A 20,226-nucleotide genomic window follows, 5' to 3' on the forward strand; every position below is an offset into this window, starting at 1 on the left:
GAGACACCCGCCCATGTGGTTCAAAAACCTGCTCGTCTACCGCCTTACCCAGGAAGTACCTTTTGACGCCGAAGCGCTGGAGGCCGCGCTGGCCAGCAAGCTTGCCCGCCCATGCGCCAGCCAGGAACTGGCTACCTACGGTTTCGTGGCGCCGTTCGGTAAAGGTGAAGACGCCCCGCTGGTGCATGTGAGCCAAGACTTCATGCTGGTGGCTGCGCGCAAGGAAGAGCGAATTCTGCCCGGCAGCGTCGTGCGTGACGCCGTTCAGGAAAAGATCGAAGAGATCGAAAGCGAACAGATGCGCAAGGTCTATAAAAAGGAACGCGAGCAGATAAAGGACGAAATCATCCAGGCCTTTTTGCCGCGTGCCTTTATTCGCCGTTCCAGCACCTTTGCCGCTATCGCTCCCAAGCAAGGCCTGATTCTGGTCAACTCTGCCAGTGCCAAGCGCGCCGAAGACCTGCTCTCAACGCTGCGTGAAGTCATGGGCTCCCTGCCAGTACGGCCGCTGTCCGTGAAGGTGGCCCCAAGTGCAACGCTGACCGACTGGGTCAAGAACCAGAACGCCGCACAGGATTTCTTCGTGCTGGACGAATGCGAGCTGCGGGACACCCACGAGGATGGCGGCACCGTACGCTGCAAACGCCAGGACCTGACCAGCGACGAAATCCAGTTGCACCTCAATACGGGCAAGCAAGTCACTCAACTGGCCTTGGGCTGGCAAGACAAACTGTCGTTCGTGCTGGACGACAAAATGGTCATCAAGCGCCTGCGCTTCGAAGAGCTGCTTCAAGACCAGGCTGAACAGGACGGCGGGGACGAAGCGCTGAGCCAACTGGACGCCAGCTTCCTGCTGATGATGCTGACGTTCGGCGACTTCCTCCCTGCGCTGTTCGAGGCGCTGGGTGGCGAAGAAACCCCTCAAGGCCTTTAATTCATAGCCTCGCCTTTATAAGGACACCGTTCTATGCGCGCCCTGGCCGCCCTCAGCCGTTTCGTAGGGAACACCTTTGCCCTCTGGGTGCTGGTGTTCGCCTTGCTAGCCTTTATGCAGCCTGCCTGGTTCATTGGCCTGAAAGGCGCCATTGTGCCCTTGCTGGGGCTGGTGATGTTCGGTATGGGCCTTACGCTCAAGCTGGACGATTTCGCCGCCGTGTTTCGCCAACCCTGGCGCGTAGGGCTGGGGGTGGTTGCGCATTTCGTGATCATGCCGGGCGTGGCCTGGGCGCTGTGCCAGGCCTTCGCACTGCCGCCAGAAATCGCGGTGGGGGTGATTTTGGTAGGTTGCTGCCCCAGCGGCACGTCGTCCAACGTGATGACCTGGCTGGCCAAGGGCGACCTGGCGCTGTCCGTGGCGATTGCCGCGGTGACCACGCTGCTGGCGCCGCTGCTCACGCCCGCGCTGATCTACCTGCTGGCCTCGGCATGGATGCCGGTGTCCTTCTGGGAGATGTTCTGGTCGATCCTGCAACTGGTCATGCTGCCTATCGTGCTGGGGGTGATCGCGCAACGTGTGCTGGGTAAAGCGGTAGGGTTCGCGGTCGAGGTGCTGCCGCTGGTATCCGTGGTCAGTATCGTGATGATCGTGTGTGCGGTGGTGGCAGCCAGCCAAGCGAAGATTGCCGAATCCGGCCTGCTGATCATGGCGGTGGTGATATTGCACAATGGCATTGGCTACTCGCTAGGGTACTTCACCGGCCGCCTGTGTGGCTTGCCGCTGGCGCAGCGCAAGTCACTGGCACTGGAAGTGGGCATGCAGAACTCAGGCTTGGGTGCTGCCCTGGCGGCTGCTCATATCTCGCCTCTGGCGGCGGTGCCCAGCGCGCTGTTCAGTGTGTGGCACAACATCTCCGGCGCGCTGCTCTCAACCTTCTTCCGCAAGATGAAAGGCACCGAGTAGTGCCCGAGGGGCGGCATTGCTGCCCCTACCCTTTCTTTCTGAACAGCCACTCGGCGAAGCGCTCACGAAATTCCGGCACACTGCCAAACAGCCACAGGTTCGCGAGGGTATTCATCACAGCAATGGCCAAAAACAACTGAGGGATGCTTAGGCCGGCACCGCTGAGCAGCACCACCGCGACCACCGCTGACACCACCATGAACAGCGCGTTGAGGATGTTATTGGCGGCGATGACCTGGGCCCGCTGGTGAGCAGGCGCACGGGCCTGCACAAGGGCATACAACGGCACAATGTAAAACCCGCCAAAGATGCCCAGGCCAAGGATATCCAGCAGCACCGGCCATGCCGCCCCAAGCCCTAGCACCTCAAGCCAGCCCCGGCTTGTGCCCACTGCGGGCTCAGCCAGATTGCCGGAATGCCACCACCACAGCAGGCTGAACACCGTGAGCCCTATGGCCCCCACCAGCACCAGGCCGATGTCCACGCGCCGGCCAGACAGCCGATCACAAAGCACCGAGCCCACTGCAATACCTACCGAGAACACCGTAAGCACCAGCGTTACCACGGTTTCGTCGCCGTGTAGCCAGGTTTTGGCGTAGCCGGGAATCTGGGTGAGGTAGATTGCCCCGACGAACCAGAACCATGAGTTACCCAGCAATGCCCGTGATACCACCCGCGGCTGGCCCAAGCCAAGGCGCAGGGTGCGCCAGGTTTGGACCGGGATATTCCACTGGACGCGCAGCCCAGGGGCCGAGGCCGCCGCCGGCGGGATGGCGCGGCTGGCCAGGTACCCCAAGGCGGCCACGACCACCACAGCCACGGCCACGCCGGGGGCATACGTGCTCTGGGCCATCAGGATACCTGCCCCGATGGTGCCTCCCAGGATTGCCAGGAAGGTGCCCATTTCTACCAGCCCATTGCCGGCCAGTAGCTCATCAGCCGCAAGGGCTTGGGGCAGGAGGGAATACTTGACCGGGCCAAAGAGCGCTGAGTGCGTACCCATGGCAAACAGGGTGACTAGCAGCAGTGGCAACTGACCGTATAAAAACCCCATTCCCCCCACTACCATGATCGCCACCTCGGCCAGCTTGATGGCGCGCATCAACCGGTCTTTGGCCAGGCGCTCACCCAACTGGCCCGCCAGCGCGGAAAATAAAAAGAAGGGCAGGATAAACAACAGGGCGCAGAGGTTGATCCACAGGGTGCGGTCCCCTTCCAGGCTCAGCTTGTACAAAATGGCCAGGATCAGGGACTGCTTGAAGACGTTGTCGTTGAACGCGCCAAGCGCCTGGGTAATGAAAAACGGCAGGAACCGCCGTGTGCGCAGCAGATTGAACGGTGAACTCATCGCGGGCAGGCCTCGCAAAGTTGATGGCGGCATTGAAGCACAGGAACGCCTTGCTGGGGCCTGCAGGCTGCGTTCAACCTGCAATAGACCATGGTCGCCCCTGACGAACCGCCCGGGCCGTGCCAGACTCCCACCCTGCCGGATACCGGGTACCGCGTACCCTGTACCGGATACAGAGTGGACCCATCGTTTGGAGCTTGAATGTCGCTGTCCAGTGGGCTGATCGCCGCCGTTGCCTTGACCTACATGGCCATCATGTTCGCCATCGCCTATTGGGGCGACCGGCGTAAAACCTCGCTGCCGCCCCGCCTGCGCGCCTGGGTGTATAGCCTGTCGCTGGCGGTGTATTGCACCAGCTGGACATTCTTCGGCGCCGTGGGCCAGGCCGCCGAGCAGCTATGGGCGTTCCTGCCCATCTACCTGGGCCCTGCCCTGCTATTGCTGGTGGCGCCGCGGGTGCTGCAAAAGATGGTGTTGATCAGTAAGCAGGAAAACATTACCTCGATCGCAGACTTCATCGCGGCGCGCTACGGCAAGTCGCAACCGTTGGCCATTGTGGTGGCCTTGATCTGCCTGATCGGCATGCTGCCGTATATCGCCCTGCAGTTAAAAGGTATCGTGCTGGGCGTGAACCTGCTCATTGGCGCCAGCGCGGACGCTACGGGCCCTCGGGTACAGGACACCGCGATGGTGGTGTCCCTGGTGCTGGCGCTGTTCACCATTGTGTTCGGCACGCGCAGCTTGGATGTGACTGAACACCATCGAGGCATGGTACTGGCCATTGCCTTCGAGGCCCTGGTGAAGCTGTTCGCTTTCCTGGCCGTGGGCGCCTTTATCACCTACTACCTGTTTAACGGCCTCGGCGACCTGCTCGATCAGGCGCGGCAAGCCCCTGCGCTCGACGGCTACTGGAGCGAGACCATCAACTGGCCGTCAATGCTGGTACAGACCGGCGTGGCCATGATGGCGATGATCTGCCTGCCGCGTCAGTTCCAAGTCACCGTGGTGGAAAATCTGGAGCCTAGCGACCTGCGCCTGGCACGTTGGGTGTTTCCGGGCTACCTGGCGCTGGCTGCGCTCTTCGTAGTGCCCATCGCCCTGGCCGGGCAGATGCTCCTGCCAAACGCGGTGATCCGGGACTCGTTCGTAATCAGCCTGCCCTTGGCCGAAGCCCACCCGGCCCTGGCTTTACTGGCCTTCATCGGGGGCGCCTCGGCGGCTACCGGCATGGTGATCGTGGAGAGCGTGGCGCTGTCCACCATGGTCTCCAATGACATCCTGCTACCTTGGCTGTTGCGCCGACAGCGCACCGACCGGCCCTTCGAAGCGTTCCGCTACTGGATGCTCACCGCCCGCCGAGTGAGCATCCTGGTGATCCTGCTGCTGGCCTATGTGAGTTACCGGCTGCTGGGCTCTACCGCAAGCCTTGCCACCATCGGCCAGATCGCGTTTTCCGCCGTGGCTCAACTCACGCCCGCCATGGTGGGCGCGCTGTACTGGAAACATGCCAACCGCCGCGGTGTGTTCGCCGGGCTGGCTGCAGGCAGCTTCCTGTGGTTCTACGCACTGGTCATTCCCATCGCGGCCCACAGCATGGGCTGGCCACTGTCCGCGTTCCCTGCGATGGAGTGGCTGCACGGTAACCCGCTGCATTTGCCCATCTCGCCGCTGACTCAGGGCGTGGTGCTCTCCCTGGCGGGCAACTTCATTCTGTTCGTGTGGGTATCAGTGCTGTCCCGTACGCGGGTGTCGGAGCACTGGCAAGCAGGGCGCTTCGTCGGCCATCAATACAGCGTGCGGCCTCGTGACAAAGGCCTGTTGGCGGTACAACTGGACGATTTGCTGAAGCTGGCCAGCCGCTTTGTGGGCGAGGCCCGCGCGCTGGAAAGCTTCACCCGCTTTGCCGAGCGCCAGGGCAAAGGCTTCAACCCTGCCCAAACCGCAGACCCAGACTGGATTGCCCATACCGAGCGACTGCTGGCAGGCACCCTGGGCAGCTCATCCACCCGTGCGGTGGTCAAGGCCGCCATCGAAGGGCGGGACATGCAGCTTGAAGACGTGGTGCGCATCGCCGACGAGGCCTCCGAGGTGCTGCAATTCAACCGCGCGCTGCTACAAGGCGCCATTGAGAACATCACCCAAGGCATCAGCGTGGTCGACCAAAACCTGCGCCTGGTTGCCTGGAACCACCGCTACCTGGAACTGTTCACCTACCCCGAAGGGCTGATAGCGGTCGGCCGCCCTATCGCTGACATCATTCGTTTCAATGCCGAACGGGGTTTCTGCGGCCCTGGCGAGGCGGACGAGCACGTGGCCCGGCGTATCGGTTTCATGCGCCAGGGGCGAGCCCACACCTCTGAGCGGGTATTTCCAAACGGGCAAGTGATTGAGCTGATCGGCAACCCGATGCCCGGAGGCGGCTTTGTCATGAGCTTTACCGACATCACCGCCTACCGTGAAGCCGAACGCGACCTCAAGCATGCCAACGAGAGCCTGGAGCTGCGCGTCGCAGCGCGCACGATGGAGCTGTCCACCCTCAACCAGGCGCTGACGCAGGCCAAGGCCCACGCCGACACCGCAAACCGCTCTAAAAGCCGCTTTCTCGCCGCCGTGGGTCATGACCTGATGCAGCCGATGAATGCTGCCCGGCTGTTTTGCGCCGCGCTGGGCCATCAGGCCCACGAGTTGCCGGGCGAGGCCGTGCAGTTGGTCAGCCACATGGAAAGCGCGCTGCGCTCTGCCGAAGACTTGATCGGCGACCTGCTAGACATCTCCCGGCTAGAAAACGGCCGCGTGACGCCGGAACGCCAGAGCTTTGCCGTGAGCGAGTTGTACACGGCGCTGGGCACCGAGTTCACTGCCCTGGCCCAGGAACGCGGGCTCGATTTCAAGGTTCGCAGTAGCCCGCTTCGGGTGGACAGCGACATCAAGTTGCTGCGCCGGGTGTTACAAAACTTCCTCACCAATGCCCTGCGCTATGGCAGGGGCAGGGTCCTGCTAGGGGTCCGCCGCCAGGGCAGCGCCCTACGGCTGGAGGTGTGGGACCGAGGGCCAGGCATAGAGGCTGATAAGCTTGGGGTGATCTTTGAAGAGTTTCAGCGCCTGGACAGCCACCAGACTCGTGCTGAGCGAGGGCTGGGGCTGGGGCTGGCCATTGCCGACGGCCTGTGCCGCCTGCTGGATCACCGCCTGACGGTGAACTCCTGGTCGGGGCGTGGCAGCGTGTTCAGCGTGACGGTGCCACTGTCGAGCAGCCCTATGCCCCTATCAACACCGGCTACGCCTCGAACGAACACTTCGGGAGGGAGCCCCTTCGAAGGGCTGCGGGTGCTGTGTGTGGACAACGAGGCCAGTATTTTATCGGGCATGACCAGCCTGCTCAGCCGATGGGGGTGCGCCGTATGGACAGCGGCCGACCGTGAAGGCTGCGCCGCGCTGCTGGCGAGCGGCCTACAGCCACAGGTCGCGCTGGTGGATTACCACCTCGATCAAGGTGATACCGGCCCAGCCTTGGTTGCCTGGTTACGCATGCAGCTCAATGCGCCGCTGCCGGGCGTGGTTATCAGCGCCGACGGGCACGCCGATACAGTCGCGCAAGTGCATGCGGCAGGCCTGGATTACCTGCCCAAGCCGCTCAAACCGGCCGCCCTGCGCGCTCTACTTGGCCGGCACCGGGCCCAGCGAAGCCCGTCCGAGGGGTAAATCGGCCTCGGCAGGGCCTTCCGGAGTGTTCGATAACGCTCGGTCTATCAGGTCTGGCGGCAGGCTTTTGCTGGCGCGCGCGCCTAGCAGCTTGAGTTGCTCGCTGCGGCTTACCAGGTTGCCACGGCCCTCGGTCAGCTTGTTACGGGCATTGGCGTAGGCCTTGTCCAATTGCTGCAAGCGATTGCCCACCTCGTCCAGGTCTTGAACGAAGAGCACGAACTTGTCGTAGAGCCAACCTGCGCGCTCGGCGATTTCACGGGCGTTCTGGCTTTGACGCTCTTGCTTCCACAGGCTGTCGACCACCTTGAGGGTGGCTAGCAGCGTCGTGGGGCTGACCACCACGATCTGCTTGTCGAACGCCTCCTGGAACAGGCCCGGCTCATACTGGAGGGCGGCGGCGAAGGCGGCCTCGATAGGCACGAACAGCAACACGAAGTCCAGGCTGTGCAGCCCTTCCAGGCGGCTGTAGTCTTTGCCTGCCAACCCTTTGATATGGGCGCGCAGGCTCTGAACGTGTTGCTTGAGGGCCGCTTGCGCCACATCCGCTTCACTGGCGCTCACATGTTGTTGCCAGGCCACCAGGCTCACCTTGGCATCGACCACCACCTGTTTGTCGCCGGGCAGGCTCACCAGTACATCGGGCTGGAAGCGCTCCCCACTTTCACTTTTCAGGTTCACCTGGGTGCGGTATTCGCGGCCCTTTTGCAGGCCGGCGTGCTCCAGCACCCGCTCCAGTACCAGCTCACCCCAGTTACCCTGGGTTTTCTGGCCTTTAAGGGCCTGGGTAAGGTTAGTTGCCTCGTCACTCAGGCGTAGGTTGAGCTGCTGCAGGCGCTCTAGCTCTTTGCTCAGCGAGAAGCGTTCACGGGCCTCATTGTTATAGCTCTCTTCCACGCGTGTCTCGAAGGCCTGGATACGCGCCTTGAGGGGGTCCAGCAATTGCCCCAGGCGCTGTTGGCTAGTATCGGCAAAGCGTTGCTCACGCTCGTCGAAGATCCGCCCTGCCAGCTCGGCAAACTGGGCGCGCAGTTCATCCCGCGCATTTTGCATATCGTTCAGACGCTGCTGATGGCCGTCCTGCTGCTCGCGCAGTTCTGCCTCTAGCGCCGCACAACGTGCCTCCAGGCGCCTGGCATCGTCCTCACGGCGGGTGCGCTCATGGCCCCAGGCGTGAGCCGCGTCGCGGCTGTTGTCGACCTCCAGGCGCAGCATGTCCAGCTCACGCGCAGCGGCGGCCAACTCTGACTGAAGGACGCCCTGGCGCGTGGTCAGGGCAGCCAACTCCAGCCCCTGAACCTGCTCACGCTCCGCCAGCCTGGCTTCACTGGCCTGGGCCACGCGCAAGCGCTCTTCAAGGACTGGCATGGTTTCCCTGGCAACCACAGCGGCCTTATACAGGCGCCAGGCCAATGCGAGGCAAGGCAGGGCACCTGCGAGGGCGGCCACCACTAAACGGAGGTTTTCATCGAACATGGGGGACACCGACTCCGAGCAAAGGCACTTGGCACGTGCCATGGGTACGCGCATTCTATCCAGCAACGGCGCTATGCCGGTAAGGTCTAGCGAGAGACTTGACAATTCAGACGCCGGCTTCGAGAAGCCCGGTACAACATTTAAGAATCACCGGGCTAGAGCCATTGCTGTGCACAATCCACAGAACCTGTGGATAACTCAGTGGACAACATCCTTCCGCAGCCTTCAAACCCCGATGGGCCGGGGGCTTGAGACAAACTGTCGATTTTTTCACCAGCTCCGAAAAGTGTTTTTTTTCATTGACTTAAGAAATTATCCAAGGCAGCTCGCCTGCCGACGAACGTAGTGCCTGGAATGTGACAGTTAGACGTCGCCTTGTGTACAAGGCAAACCGAAGGCGTGCGTTCGTAACCTTGTACAAATGCTTACAACTCATGAAAACGCAAGCGACCACGGTTACCGTTCGTCGTAGACGCCATAGGCAGCCTTGATCAGTGCCGAATGCTGCTGTAGTTTCCGGCGCAGTTTGTACAAAAGCTGAAAGCTCTTTCGGCCGCTCAAGTCCCTCCAGCTACTCCGCCGACCTACACCGTCGTGCCCATCGCTGTTATTTCGGACCCCACACGGCCTACTGGCCAGCGCCAAGCGTCCTTTATCGTCACGCCTCGCTGCCTCGCTTCCTAAGGTTTTGCCCGCCCCTGCCGTTACCACAGGTGTGGCTCGCCCCTCGTCTTGCGTACTTACCGCTCGCCACCGCCGTATTCATATTGGCGTCACAGGCGAGTTGTACTGTTCCAGCAGGTTACCCGCCTTTAACAGGCGGGCTGGAACGAATCTCATGTTCACGGCTCTGATCCGTGTCAATCGCAGGAACACAATAAATGAACCTAAACACCCAAACTCAGGTTGCCATCCATACCTTGTCCCAAGCCTTCGCCCCGTTGCGCTGCGTGATTCTAGCCGCTCGCAACGAGAGTTTTAGCTTCTCGGTCGTCAATGAACATGGCGTAGCTCGTCACACCCAGCGCCTGTACCCGGAGCAATACTCAGCCCCTGCTCCGTTGCAGGCTGTGATCGAACGCGCGCGCCAGTCCCTGGTCGCGTAACGCGCTGCCATGTGCCCTCACCGGGCACTGGCGCCAAGCTTTCCTTCCCCGTTTACCCTTCCGACGAACTGCTGCCTGATACCTGTGATTGGAGCTACGCTTCGATCCAGCGGATGGGCCCTATCGCGTTCGTGTTCTCATAACGTGGGAAAGCCAAGCGGCATTTGATGGCTTGTTACAAATCCGTGGGCATTTAGCACAGGGCCTCTCATGCGAGCGTCAATAAAACGTTGCCAGAATTTAAGCGGTAATTTCAGCACGTTGGCCGGTCTTCTAATCATTTCTTTTCGTTGCTTGTGAAACGCCCTGAAAAAGGGCTCTACTTCGCCTGATACCACCTATAGCGCCGCCCCGGTTTTATTGGTAATTTGCGCCGGTGATCACCCACGGAGTAACAACAAGAATGAAAAAAGTCATGATTAGAACGAGCCTTGGTTTAGCAGTCACGCTCGCGTCCACTCAACTCCTTGCCAGTGGCTTCGCGGTAAATGAGCAAAGCATCAGTGGCATGGGCGTGGGGTTTGCAGGTCGGTCATCATCGGCGGAAGACGCCAGTACCGTGGCCACCAACCCGGCCGGCATGTCACGCCTCAAGCGCGAGCAGGTCACCGTCGGTGCGGCGGCGGTCTATGCCAAAACAGATATCACCCACTCCCGCTCCACGCTGGGCGGCAGTAGTGAAGGCGACATGGTTCCACTGATCGGCGTGCCCCTGGGCTACTATGTCAAGCCACTCAACGACCAGTGGGCCGTAGGCTTTGGCGTTTACGTACCCTTCGGCCTGGTCACGGACTACGAGAGCGGTTTCGCAGGGCGCTACTGGGCAGACAAAAGCGACGTGAAGGTCATTACCTTCCAGCCCACCATCAGCTACGCCTTCAACGACAAAGTGTCCATCGGCATCGGCCCCACCTTCAATCGCATTGAGGGTGAGCTAACCTCGCGCACCATCAACGCCGCCAACCCGATCTCCGGGGGCGACGGCCAGGTGAAGATCAAGGGCGACGACACTGCCGTGGGCTTTACCGCCGGCATCCTGGTCCAGGCCACCGATCACACTCGCGTGGGCCTTACCTACCATTCGAAAGTCGACTACAAGCTTGATGGCACCACCAAGGTGCGCAACCTGCGCCCTGTAGCGGCCCTGCCTGCGTTTAACTTCAAGGCCGATGCCTCGCTGGACATCAGCACGCCCGAGTCGGTAGACCTCTCCTTTACCCATGAGCTTAACGATCGCTGGACCCTCTACGCAGGCAGCACCTGGACCCGCTGGAGCAGGCTCGAAAACATCACCGTCGAGAACTCGGGCAGCGCCATCGGCACACGCCTGGGGCTGGGTACCATCACGGAAGAGCAGAACTGGCGCGACACCTGGGCTCACGCCATCGGCGCCTCTTACAAGCTAAACAAGCAGTGGACATTGCGCACCGGGTTCAGCGTGGACCAATCGCCTACCAACAACACCGACCGCTCACCACGCATTCCTACGGGTGACCGCCATGTGTTCAGCGTAGGTGCAGGCTATAGCCCCACCGAGAACGTCACCCTGGACTTCGCCTACTCCTACCTGAAAGAAGAGAGCGTGGATGTCAATCTGGTCAGTGCCACCAAAGGTGCCTACAGCTCCACGTACCACAACAGCGCGCACGGTTTCGGCAGCTCGCTGACGTACAAGTTCTAAGCCGGCCTTGAACGCCCACTCCGAAGCCTGGTCGATACAGGCTTCGGATGTCTGCACGTAGCAGCACGGCTTGCCGGCGACTAGCATCACACCTGCTACCCCCCTAAACCCCAAGCCCCAAGGCTACCAACATCACCGCTTCCAAGCATTCCAGCAATGCACCAGCGGTGTCCCCGGTGGTACCCCCTACCCGGCGAATCATCGATTTACGTAGCAACATAAAGGCTACAAGGCCCGCCACCGTCGCCACGCTCATCATGGCCATGCCCACGGCCAGGCAAATGCCCAGCACCCACCAACAGGCGGTGCGGGGCAAACGACTGGCCAGTGCGTGCCCTAGCCCGCCGGCTCGCACATAGGGGGTGGTCAGAAACAGCCCCAGCATGGCTGCACGGCCTAACACTGGCACCCATAGCCACAGTTTCGTGTCAGCTTCGATCAGCGCAACCAACGCAGTGAACTTGATTAGCAACAGCAGTACCAAGGCGATGACCGCCATGGGCCCGCTGCGCGGATCTTTCATGATGGTGAGTGTTCGAGCAGGGTCACCATACCCCCCCACCCACGCATCTGCCGTGTCGCCTACGCCATCCAGGTGCAGCCCACCCGTCAGGGCTACCCAGCCCGCCAGTAACAGTGCAGCGCTTAATAATACGGGCGCGCCTGCCAGCAGGTGCGCAAGAAGGCCCAATAGCGCTACGAACACTAGGCCTACCGCCGGGTAATACAACAGGGATTTGCCTGTTTCATCGGCCGTTGGCATACGCGCAAGGCGCACCGGCAGGCTGCTTAGAAATTGCAGCGCGATCCACCAGGGCATTAGCTCAGGTCCTCAAGACGGCCACCGGCATGAACGCTGATCGAATGCAGCGCGCCGTGGGCGACCTGTACCTCCAGCAACGCCTTGGCAGGCAAACCCCGGGCCTGGGCCAGCAGTAAACGCATCACCCCTGCGTGGCAGACCACCAATAGCCGCTGGCCAAGATGCGCGGCGTGCAGCGCGGCGACCGCTGCCTCTACACGTTCGCAGAAGTCCGCCAAACGCTCCCCACCCGGTGGAGTGCAGTTGAACGGATCGCGCCAGAAATCACCCAGCGCCTCGGCCTGATCGGTCATCAGGTCTGCCGCGCTGCGCCCTTCCCAGTCACCGAAGTGCAACTCCTGCAAACCGGGCATGGGCAATACACTCAGGCCCAAGCGGCTGCCTGTGGCCTGAGCGAAGGCTGCGCAGCGTTGCAAGGGTGAGGTGACGATTACCTGCCACGGCCCCTGCCCCCGAATCGCCGCTTCCATTGAGGCCCAACCGGCCGGGGTAAGAGCGTCGTCCAGGCTGCCACGAAACACGCTACCCAACTCGGTTTCACCGTGGCGTAGCAAATCCAGGCGCACACTCATGCGGGGCGGTCGGCCACGGCGGCCTCCTCGAAGGTAGCCATGCTTGCATGCAGCTCGCAGGCCAGGCGCATCAAAGGCACTGCCAGGGCTGCCCCACTGCCCTCACCCAGCCTTAATCCAAGCGCCAACAGAGGCTGGGCGTGCAGTGCCTGCAGGAGGCGGCCATGGCCAGGCTCGGCACCACGGTGAGCGAATAACAACCAAGGCCGGCAAGTGGGATTCAAACGTACCGCGAGCAGCGCTGCCACTGAACAGATAAAGCCATCTACCAGCACCGGCAGTTTCGCCTGAGCGGCTGCCAGGTAGGCGCCGACCAGTGCCGCGATTTCAAAGCCCCCCACGCAGACCAGCGCGGCCAAGGGATCAGAGCCTGCAGTGGCATGCCGCGTAAGGGCGGCGTCGATCACCTGTGCTTTATGGCTCACGCCTTCAGGGCCAAGCCCCGTACCCGGCCCAACCAACTCAGCGGCTGGACAGCCCAGCAACAGGCAGCCCAAGGCGCTGGCCGAGGTCGTATTGCCGATGCCCATTTCACCGCCTATAAAGAGCTGGGCCCCTCCCGCAACGGCAGCCATGGCGATCTCGCGACCTACCGCCAACGCCTGCTCGCACTGGGCGTGGGTCATGGCTGCCCCCTTGGCAAAGTTAAGGGTACCTGCCGCAATTCGTTTATCGCACACCTGTGCCAGCCCCAACGGCGCAAGGGTGCCCACGTCCACCACCGTGAGGCCCGCACCCAGGGTGCGGGCCAGCACACTGATGGCGGCCCCGCCCTTGACGAAGTTGTGCAGCATTTGCCCCGTCACGGCCTGCGGATAGGGCGACACCCCTTCGGCGGCGATACCGTGGTCGGCTGCAAACAGCGCGATGTGAATATGATCAAGCCGGGGTCGCTCTGCGCCTTGCAGGGCTGCCAGGCGCACTACCAGCGTTTCCAGTGCGCCCAACGACCCCTGGGGCTTGGTCAGTTGACGCTGACGTGCCCGTGCACGTTCAGCCATCTCGGTATGCTCGTCGGCGCAAGCAATGCGCCACCAGGCGGCGGTCATGGTGTAGGTCCTTTCAACGTCAGAGGTAACCCTGCCACGGTCAGAATCACCTGCTGGCAGCGTTCGGCAATCGCTTGGTGAAGCCAACCGGCTTCATCCACATAACGGCGGGTGAGCTCACCCAAGGGCACGATGCCCAGCCCGGTTTCATTACTCACCAGGATGATCTCTCCGGGCAGCCCGGCAAGCCCGGCCAATAGCGCGTCTCGCTCGGTTGCAAGGCGCGCGGGGTCGTCGAGCATGAGCAGGTTGGTGAGCCATAACGTGAGGCAGTCCACCAGCACGCAACCGTCGGGCGCCGCGTGGGCCGCCAAGGCAGCCGCCAACGCCAGGGGCTCTTCCACCAGCGCCCACCCTGCGGGGCGTCGCGCCTGGTGCAAGCGGACCCGAGCGTCTAGCTCCGCATCGCGGGCCTCACTGGTAGCGATATAGGTCACTGGCTTGTTGCTAGTGGTGGCCAACCGCTCGGCCAGCTGGCTCTTGCCTGAGCGCGCGCCGCCTAGAATCAACCTATGCATCCGACGCGCCCTCTTGGCACAGCGCCCAGAGAAGGTCAGTGTCCAGGTGCGTTGCCACCAGGTCAGCGAGGCGCTCGATTTCGCGCTCACGCAGGGCGTCGTAATCAAGTTGCGCGGCATTGTTCAGGCCTGCCCAGCGCAGCAGTGCAGTACACGCAGCCGGGGACTCAAACAGCCCGTGAACATAAGTACCCATAACCTGGCCATCGGCACTGACGGCGCCGTCAGCCCGACGGCCGTCGCTACGGTGGCCGTCGTCCAGCCACACCGCAGGGCGGTCGAGGTCTGGGCCCTCACTCACGCCCGCATGGATCTCGTACCCGTGAACTGCCGCGGCCTCCATTGTCAGGTGGCCGCTGACGTTGCGCAGCTGCTTTTCCTCGGCAAGCGTGGTTTCAAGGGCCAACCAGCCTAAGCCATCACTGCTGCCTGCGGGCCCTTCAAGGCCTGCGGGGTCGTGCAGGTGAGTGCCGAGCATTTGCAGCCCGCCGCAGATTCCAAGCACTTTACCCCCATAGCGTAGGTGGCGAGTGATGGCCGCGTCCCAGCCGCCTTCGCGCAACCGAGCAAGGTCGGCCCGAACGCTTTTGGAGCCTGGCAGGATTATCAGGTCGGCAGCTGGTATGGGTTCACCAGGGCGTATGAAGCTCAGGGCCACCTGAGGGTGCAAACGAAGGGGGTCAAAATCGGTGTGGTTGCTGATGCGCGGCAGTACCGGCACCACTACCCGTAGCAGTTCACCCTGCTTGGCGGGCTGACGGCTGTCTACGGCATCCTCGGCTTCGAGGTGGAAGCCCATCAGGTACGGCAGTACGCCCAACACGGGCTTGCCGGTATGGGCGTGCAGCCAGTCCAGCCCAGGCTGCAGGAGGGCCAGGTCGCCTCGGAAGCGATTGATCACAAACCCCTTGACCCGTGCCTGCTCGCTGGGCGACAGCAACGCCAGGGTCCCCACCAGATGAGCAAATACCCCGCCGCGATTGATATCCGCGACCAGTATCACCGGGCAGTCCACGGCTTCGGCAAACCCCATGTTGGCAATGTCACCCTCACGCAGGTTGATTTCAGCCGGGGAGCCTGCGCCCTCCACCACCACGGTGTGGTAGTTGGCTGCCAGCCGTGCATGGGAAGCCAGCACCGCACGCATGGCGGTAGCTTTGTAGCCGTGGTAGCGCAGGGCATTCATATTGCCCACCGCCCGGCCATGGATGATCACTTGCGCACCGGTCTCGCTATTAGGCTTGAGCAGTACCGGATTCATGTCCGTATGCGGGGCCAGGCCACAGGCTAGCGCCTGCACCGCCTGGGCTCGGCCTATCTCGCCGCCGTCGGCGGTCACGGCACTGTTGAGGGCCATGTTCTGAGGCTTGAACGGCACCACCGAAACGCCCTGGCGGCGTAGCCAGCGGCACAGCGCTGTCACCAGCGTGCTTTTACCTGCGTCGGACGTGGTGCCTTGCACCATAAGCGTAGGCATCAAGGTTCCTCGTGATAGGTGGCCAAGCCCTCGCCCAGCCGTTGCCAATGCGCATCTAGCGCTGGCAGGCCAAAGCGCAGGCTGCTGGTGACTGAAAACAGCCGCACCAGCACGCCTCGCTGCGCCAGGTGCAGGTACAGGGCATCGGCATGGGGGCTGCGTGCCCATTGGAACAGCGCGCAGCCACCGCTGGGCGCCAGACCATGGGCTGCCAACAGGGTGGCCAGGCGCTGGCTGGCTGCCGTGCAACGCTCAATCTGCTGCTGATGGCCGGGGGTATCAGTGAGGCAAGCGATACCCAAGGTGCGGGTGGGGCCGCTCACCGCCCAGGGCCCTAATTGCTCGGCCAGTGCCTTGAGCAGGTAAGGCGCGGCCAGCACGAACCCGAGCCGCACGCCCGCCAGCCCAAAGAATTTACCGAACGAGCGCAGCACGATCAGCCCATGGCGTTGAGTTTCGTGCGCCAGGCCAAGGCGCGGAGTGGTGTCCATGAAGGCTTCGTCCACCACCAGCCAGCCACCGCGAGCGGCCAGCTGTGCCTGCCAGGCCAACAGGCGGGCTGCGCTGATTAGCCGCCCTGTGGGGTTGTTGGGGTTGACTACTACCAGCACATCCAAGGTATCGAGGTAGTCCTCCACCTCGTCGTCCCCCAACTCGCGCACCACATGCCCAGCCCGACGCCAGGCCTCGGCATGCTCGGCGTAACAGGGGCTGAGAACTCCCACCTTGCCGGTGCGACGTAACCGGGGCAACATCTGGATCGCCGCCTGAGAGCCGGCCACAGGCAGCGCATGGGCAGCGCCGTAGTACGTGCAAGCCGCGGCATCCAGCCCATCTTCGGCCTCAGGCAGGCGTGCCCAGGCGCGTTCAGGAATGGGCGGAATCGGCCAGCTCCAGGGTGCAATCCCGGTGGAGAGGTCAACCCAGTCCGAGGCTGGCCGGCCAAACGCCAGCGCTGCGGCCTGCAAGCGGCCACCGTGCTCAAGCATAAAACTGCGCTCCTATACACATCACCAGCAACCACAGCCAGACGCCGCGTTGCACCAGAGACCAGGCGCGCTCGATGGCATCTGCATCAGGGGGTGGGCCCTCACCGAGGACCGGGCGCTCGTGAAGCTCCCCGTGGTACACGGCGGGGCCGCCCAGGGTGACGCCCAGCGCACCTGCGCCTGCGGCCATGACCGGCCCGGCGTTGGGGCTATCCCACTGCTTGCCCTGGCCGCGCCAGCATTTCAACCCAAGGCGTGTTTTGCCTAGCACGGCATAGGTGAGCGCGACGAGGCGAGCGGGGATGAAGTTGAGTACATCGTCGATGCGCGCCGCTGCCCATCCGAACCGCTCGAAGCGCTCGTTACGGTAGCCCCACATGGCGTCGAGGGTGTTGGCCAACCGGTAGAGCACCACGCCAGGCACCCCACCTACGACGAACCAGAACAGTGCGGCGAACACCGCGTCGCTGCCGTTTTCCAATGCAGATTCGGTGGCAGCCTTGGCAACGCCTGTGGCGTCCAGCGCGTCGGTGTGCCGGCTAACCAGGCGCCCTACCCGCTCGCGGGCCTTGGGCAGGTCTTGATCGCGCAGGGCTTGGGACACCGGCAACAGGTGCTCGCCCAGGCTGCGCAGCCCGATAGCCCAGTACAGCGCCAACACCTCGACCACGCCGCCTATCAGCGGCAACCAGGACAACAGCGTGAGCACCAGCACCGGGGGCACAACGGCCATGAGCCAGGCCGTAACGCCGTGACTGCGCCACCCATGCCCGGCGAAATTGAAACGGTGTTCAAGGCGCTGCGCCAGGTGCCCGAACCCCACCAGCGGGTGCCAGCGCCGCGGCTCGCCCAGCAGTGCATCCAAGGCAAAGGCGGCCACGCAAGCCAAGGCCATGCTCATGACGGTAGCCCCCAACGGTCTTCGTACAACAACTCATGTAGCGGCTGCGCCTGCGCCCACCCTTCAAGGGCAAGCATGGGGGCGGGATAAAAAACCTCGACCGGCCCCAGGCAGAGCACGCCCAAGGGCTTGCCACCGGCCGGCATGTGCAACAGCTTGGCCAGTTTGGCCGGGTCGAACAACGACACCCAGCCCATGCCCAAGCCCTCGGCGCGCGCGGCCAGCCATAAGTTTTGCACCGCGCAGGCCAGGGAGGCGACGTCCATTTCGGGCAAGGTACGCCGCCCGAAGACATGACGTTCACGGTCATCGCCCAGCGCCACTACCAGGACTTCGGCACAGTCGCGAACCCCTTCAACCTTCAATGCCATGAACGTATCGGAACGCTCCCCGAGGGCGGCCGCCGTGCGCACGCGCTCCTCTTCGACCAACTCATGAATAGCGTCGCGCACAGCGGCGTCACGGATACGAATGAAGCGCCATGGCTGCATCAAGCCCACACTGGGCGCTTGATGAGCCGCCGCGAGCAAACGGTGCAATACCTCAGGGGCCACCTCGCCGCCGATGAAGTGGCGCATGTCACGCCGCTCGGCAATCACTCGGTACACGGCCGCGCGCTCTGCCTGGCTATACGCTTGGTCGGTCATGGGCGCACATCGTCAGGCATGAGCAGGGCTGCCGCCAAGGTGGGGTCGGACGGGAAATAAAAATGCACGTACGATGCAGTAAGCCGCCCCGCTTGGTAAACCGCCTCGGCACCTCGCCCACCATTGGGGCTTTCGCCTCGGGCCACAGGGCTCCAGGGCGTGGTGGTCAGGGAATGGTGGTACGTATGGCCTCGCAACGCCCCCTGGGGGAGGCGCACCTGTTGCAGGGCCAGCGCCACCAAGCGCTTTTGCAAGGTCGCTTCGCCAGGGATCAGCCCGAGCAAAGGCGCCCGCTGGCCCTCTACATCGGTCAAGCCATCGAGCAGGTACAACATGCCGCCACACTCGGCCAGCAACGGCTTGCCGGCCTGATGGTGCGCCCGAATGGCGGCAAGCATGGGCTGGTTGGCAGCCAGCCGATGGTGATGCAACTCAGGGTAACCCCCCGGCAGGTACAGGCTGTCGCATGGCGGCAGCTCGCTGTCGGCCACCGGGGAGAAGAAGCTCAGTTCTGCTCCTTGGCTGCGCAAGGTGTCGAGGTTGGCCCTGTAGAGAAACGCGAACGCTTGGTCCTGCGCCACGGCGATGCGAACCCCCTTTAAAAGCGGCGAAAGTGGGGCCACCTCGGGGGCGGTGAAGCACACCGGTGGAGGCAGGGCATCATCACAACTGGCCGCCAGCGACTCGGCCGCGGCGTCCAGGCGCCGGTCGAGGTCGTTCAGTTCGCTCGCCTGTACCAGGCCCAAGTGCCGGCTGGGCAAGGTGATGGCCTGCTCCCGTGGAAGGCCGCCGAACCAGCGCAGGCCTTCGGTCAGGCTGCCTCGAAGCAGCTGCCCATGGCGTTCACTGCCTACCCGGTTGGCCAATACCCCTAGAAAGGTCAGGCTGGGGTTATAACGGGCCAGCCCCAGGGCAAGGGCACCGAAGGTCTGGGCCATGGCGGTGCCATCGATGACGCCTATGACCGGCAGGCCCAGCTCGATGGCAAGGTCGGCACTGGAAGGTATGCCATCGAACAGCCCCATTACCCCTTCCACCAAAATGATGTCCGCGGTTTGTGCCGCGTCCCATAGCAGCCGACGGCTTTCTTCAGCGCCGACCATCCAGAGGTCCAGCTGGTACACGGGTGCACCGCTGGCACGCTCCAGGATCATCGGGTCAAGAAAGTCCGGGCCACACTTGAAGACGCGCACCTTACGCCCGCGATTGCGGTGCAAGCGCGCCAGGGCGGCCGTGACGGTGGTCTTACCCTGGCCTGAAGCCGGGGCGGCAATCAGCATTGCCGGGCAGTGACGTGATGCACTCACCACTCGATACCCTTCTGGGCCTTGATGCCTACGGCGAAGGCATGCTTGACCACGCCCAACTCGCTCACGGTGTCCGCCAGCTCAACCAGCTCAGGCTTGGCCCCACGGCCGGTGACGATCACATGTTGCAGGGGTGGCCGGGCCTGAAGGTCGGCCAGCACCGTGGCGAGGTCCAGGTATCCATGCTTGAGGGCGATGTTCAGCTCATCGAGCAACACGAAATCGACGGCGGGGTCGGTGAGCAGGCTGCGAGTGATCCCCCAGGCGGCCTCGGCAGCAGCGATGTCTCGCTGACGGTCCTGGGTCTCCCAGGTAAAGCCCTCGCCCATGACGTGATAGCTGACCTGCTCGGGAAAGCGGCGGAAGAATGCCTCTTCGCCGGTGGTCTGGCGGCCCTTGATGAACTGCACCACGCCGCATTGCATGCCATGCCCCAAGGCCCGCGCCAGCATGCCGAACCCTGAGCTGCTTTTGCCTTTACCGTTGCCAGTGAGCACCAGCAGCACACCGCGCTCGTCGGCCGAGGCGGCGATGCGGGCATCGATTACGGCTTTTTTTCGGGCCATGCGGGCCAGGTGACGCTCGTCGCGCCCAGGGGTATCGTCCATCGTTGCTCTCCTCGCTCACGCGTGCGCACCGACGAATGCACCCACGCCAAGCCGTGGCTGGCGCGTTGACGTCGATGCCGCTCTCACCCGCGCGGCGATCCAAGGGTTAACGGGCGCGTGCC

Annotated in this window: 16 protein-coding genes and 1 pseudogene; 5 read left to right on the top strand and 12 right to left on the bottom strand. The window is 63.0% G+C overall.

Going from position 1 to position 20,226, the window contains the following annotated elements:
• Nucleotides 1-13: 13 nt before the first annotated feature.
• Entirely contained in the window at nucleotides 14-934 is a 921-nt protein-coding gene (gene rdgC / locus AC4LE2_RS12880) for a recombination-associated protein RdgC (RefSeq protein WP_491826136.1), read from the top strand.
• A 33-nt stretch (nucleotides 935-967) separates the two neighbouring features.
• Nucleotides 968-1,900, top strand: coding sequence for a bile acid:sodium symporter family protein (locus AC4LE2_RS12885; RefSeq protein ID WP_491826137.1), 933 nt, complete (start codon nucleotides 968-970; stop codon nucleotides 1,898-1,900).
• Between the two features lie 43 nt (nucleotides 1,901-1,943).
• Here the strand turns inward: AC4LE2_RS12885 and AC4LE2_RS12890 are convergent.
• Nucleotides 1,944-3,248, bottom strand: a pseudogene (locus AC4LE2_RS12890) (MFS transporter); the annotation flags it as partial.
• A 201-nt stretch (nucleotides 3,249-3,449) separates the two neighbouring features.
• On the opposite strand from AC4LE2_RS12890, the gene AC4LE2_RS12895 reads away from it, so the two are divergent.
• Nucleotides 3,450-6,950 (top strand): hybrid sensor histidine kinase/response regulator, encoded by a 3,501-nt coding sequence (locus tag AC4LE2_RS12895; protein ID WP_491826138.1) that lies wholly within the window; start codon nucleotides 3,450-3,452, stop codon nucleotides 6,948-6,950.
• On the opposite strand, the gene AC4LE2_RS12900 is transcribed toward AC4LE2_RS12895, so the two are convergent.
• Nucleotides 6,906-8,468 carry a DNA recombination protein RmuC gene (locus AC4LE2_RS12900; protein ID WP_491826139.1) on the bottom strand — a complete coding sequence of 521 codons (1,563 nt, stop codon included), beginning with the start codon at nucleotides 8,466-8,468 and terminating at the stop codon, nucleotides 6,906-6,908. The genes AC4LE2_RS12895 and AC4LE2_RS12900 overlap by 45 nt on opposite strands.
• An 839-nt stretch (nucleotides 8,469-9,307) precedes the next feature.
• On the opposite strand from AC4LE2_RS12900, the gene AC4LE2_RS12905 reads away from it, so the two are divergent.
• Both AC4LE2_RS12905 and AC4LE2_RS12910 read left to right on the top strand, forming a co-directional pair.
• Nucleotides 9,308-9,532 carry a hypothetical protein gene (locus tag AC4LE2_RS12905; protein WP_491826140.1) on the top strand — a complete coding sequence of 75 codons (225 nt, stop codon included), beginning with the start codon at nucleotides 9,308-9,310 and terminating at the stop codon, nucleotides 9,530-9,532.
• Nucleotides 9,533-9,935: 403 nt separating this feature from the next.
• Nucleotides 9,936-11,213 carry an OmpP1/FadL family transporter gene (locus AC4LE2_RS12910; protein ID WP_491826141.1) on the top strand — a complete coding sequence of 426 codons (1,278 nt, stop codon included), beginning with the start codon at nucleotides 9,936-9,938 and terminating at the stop codon, nucleotides 11,211-11,213.
• A 103-nt stretch (nucleotides 11,214-11,316) separates the two neighbouring features.
• Here AC4LE2_RS12910 and AC4LE2_RS12915 read toward each other — a convergent pair whose 3' ends face one another.
• From AC4LE2_RS12915 to cobO, 10 genes are read right to left on the bottom strand one after another with little or no spacing between them, the layout of a single operon-like run.
• Nucleotides 11,317-12,033: an adenosylcobinamide-GDP ribazoletransferase gene (locus tag AC4LE2_RS12915; protein ID WP_491826142.1), complete on the bottom strand. Its 717-nt coding sequence runs from the start codon at nucleotides 12,031-12,033 to the stop codon at nucleotides 11,317-11,319.
• Nucleotides 12,033-12,608 carry a histidine phosphatase family protein gene (locus AC4LE2_RS12920; RefSeq protein WP_491826143.1) on the bottom strand — a complete coding sequence of 192 codons (576 nt, stop codon included), beginning with the start codon at nucleotides 12,606-12,608 and terminating at the stop codon, nucleotides 12,033-12,035. The genes AC4LE2_RS12915 and AC4LE2_RS12920 overlap by 1 nt, the downstream gene beginning before the upstream one ends.
• Nucleotides 12,605-13,657, bottom strand: coding sequence for a nicotinate-nucleotide--dimethylbenzimidazole phosphoribosyltransferase (gene cobT / locus AC4LE2_RS12925; protein WP_491826144.1), 1,053 nt, complete (start codon nucleotides 13,655-13,657; stop codon nucleotides 12,605-12,607). Before cobT ends, AC4LE2_RS12920 begins: the two co-directional genes overlap by 4 nt.
• Nucleotides 13,654-14,175 carry a bifunctional adenosylcobinamide kinase/adenosylcobinamide-phosphate guanylyltransferase gene (cobU, locus tag AC4LE2_RS12930; protein ID WP_491826145.1) on the bottom strand — a complete coding sequence of 174 codons (522 nt, stop codon included), beginning with the start codon at nucleotides 14,173-14,175 and terminating at the stop codon, nucleotides 13,654-13,656. The genes cobT and cobU overlap by 4 nt, the downstream gene beginning before the upstream one ends.
• Entirely contained in the window at nucleotides 14,168-15,652 is a 1,485-nt protein-coding gene (locus tag AC4LE2_RS12935) for a cobyric acid synthase (RefSeq protein ID WP_491826146.1), read from the bottom strand. Before AC4LE2_RS12935 ends, cobU begins: the two co-directional genes overlap by 8 nt.
• Nucleotides 15,652-16,641: a threonine-phosphate decarboxylase CobD gene (cobD, locus tag AC4LE2_RS12940; RefSeq protein WP_491826147.1), complete on the bottom strand. Its 990-nt coding sequence runs from the start codon at nucleotides 16,639-16,641 to the stop codon at nucleotides 15,652-15,654. The genes AC4LE2_RS12935 and cobD overlap by 1 nt, the downstream gene beginning before the upstream one ends.
• Nucleotides 16,634-17,542, bottom strand: a complete 909-nt coding sequence (gene cbiB / locus AC4LE2_RS12945) for an adenosylcobinamide-phosphate synthase CbiB (RefSeq protein ID WP_491826148.1) — start codon at nucleotides 17,540-17,542, stop codon at nucleotides 16,634-16,636. Before cbiB ends, cobD begins: the two co-directional genes overlap by 8 nt.
• Nucleotides 17,539-18,189: a 5,6-dimethylbenzimidazole synthase gene (gene bluB / locus AC4LE2_RS12950; protein ID WP_491826149.1), complete on the bottom strand. Its 651-nt coding sequence runs from the start codon at nucleotides 18,187-18,189 to the stop codon at nucleotides 17,539-17,541. Before bluB ends, cbiB begins: the two co-directional genes overlap by 4 nt.
• Nucleotides 18,186-19,496, bottom strand: a complete 1,311-nt coding sequence (locus AC4LE2_RS12955; protein ID WP_491826150.1) for a cobyrinic acid a,c-diamide synthase CobB — start codon at nucleotides 19,494-19,496, stop codon at nucleotides 18,186-18,188. Before AC4LE2_RS12955 ends, bluB begins: the two co-directional genes overlap by 4 nt.
• The gene (gene cobO, locus AC4LE2_RS12960) at nucleotides 19,493-20,104 is read right to left on the bottom strand and encodes a cob(I)yrinic acid a,c-diamide adenosyltransferase (RefSeq protein ID WP_491826151.1); all 612 of its coding nucleotides are present in this window, start codon (nucleotides 20,102-20,104) and stop codon (nucleotides 19,493-19,495) included. Before cobO ends, AC4LE2_RS12955 begins: the two co-directional genes overlap by 4 nt.
• Between the last annotated feature and the right edge of the window lie 122 nt (nucleotides 20,105-20,226).

Source organism: Pseudomonas sp. 9.3L (assembly GCF_058536285.1).

Bases quoted from the DNA above. Each gene is read 5' to 3' on its own strand.
- rdgC (WP_491826136.1), top strand. From the start codon at position 14: ATGTGGTTCAAAAACCTGCTCGTCTACCGCCTTACCCAGGAAGTACCT.
- AC4LE2_RS12885 (WP_491826137.1), top strand. From the start codon at position 968: ATGCGCGCCCTGGCCGCCCTCAGCCGTTTCGTAGGGAACACCTTTGCC.
- AC4LE2_RS12895 (WP_491826138.1), top strand. From the start codon at position 3,450: ATGTCGCTGTCCAGTGGGCTGATCGCCGCCGTTGCCTTGACCTACATG.
- AC4LE2_RS12900 (WP_491826139.1), bottom strand. From the start codon at position 8,468: ATGGCACGTGCCAAGTGCCTTTGCTCGGAGTCGGTGTCCCCCATGTTC.
- AC4LE2_RS12905 (WP_491826140.1), top strand. From the start codon at position 9,308: ATGAACCTAAACACCCAAACTCAGGTTGCCATCCATACCTTGTCCCAA.
- AC4LE2_RS12910 (WP_491826141.1), top strand. From the start codon at position 9,936: ATGAAAAAAGTCATGATTAGAACGAGCCTTGGTTTAGCAGTCACGCTC.
- AC4LE2_RS12915 (WP_491826142.1), bottom strand. From the start codon at position 12,033: ATGCCCTGGTGGATCGCGCTGCAATTTCTAAGCAGCCTGCCGGTGCGC.
- AC4LE2_RS12920 (WP_491826143.1), bottom strand. From the start codon at position 12,608: ATGAGTGTGCGCCTGGATTTGCTACGCCACGGTGAAACCGAGTTGGGT.
- cobT (WP_491826144.1), bottom strand. From the start codon at position 13,657: ATGACCGCCGCCTGGTGGCGCATTGCTTGCGCCGACGAGCATACCGAG.
- cobU (WP_491826145.1), bottom strand. From the start codon at position 14,175: ATGCATAGGTTGATTCTAGGCGGCGCGCGCTCAGGCAAGAGCCAGCTG.
- AC4LE2_RS12935 (WP_491826146.1), bottom strand. From the start codon at position 15,652: ATGCCTACGCTTATGGTGCAAGGCACCACGTCCGACGCAGGTAAAAGC.
- cobD (WP_491826147.1), bottom strand. From the start codon at position 16,641: ATGCTTGAGCACGGTGGCCGCTTGCAGGCCGCAGCGCTGGCGTTTGGC.
- cbiB (WP_491826148.1), bottom strand. From the start codon at position 17,542: ATGAGCATGGCCTTGGCTTGCGTGGCCGCCTTTGCCTTGGATGCACTG.
- bluB (WP_491826149.1), bottom strand. From the start codon at position 18,189: ATGACCGACCAAGCGTATAGCCAGGCAGAGCGCGCGGCCGTGTACCGA.
- cobO (WP_491826151.1), bottom strand. From the start codon at position 20,104: ATGGACGATACCCCTGGGCGCGACGAGCGTCACCTGGCCCGCATGGCC.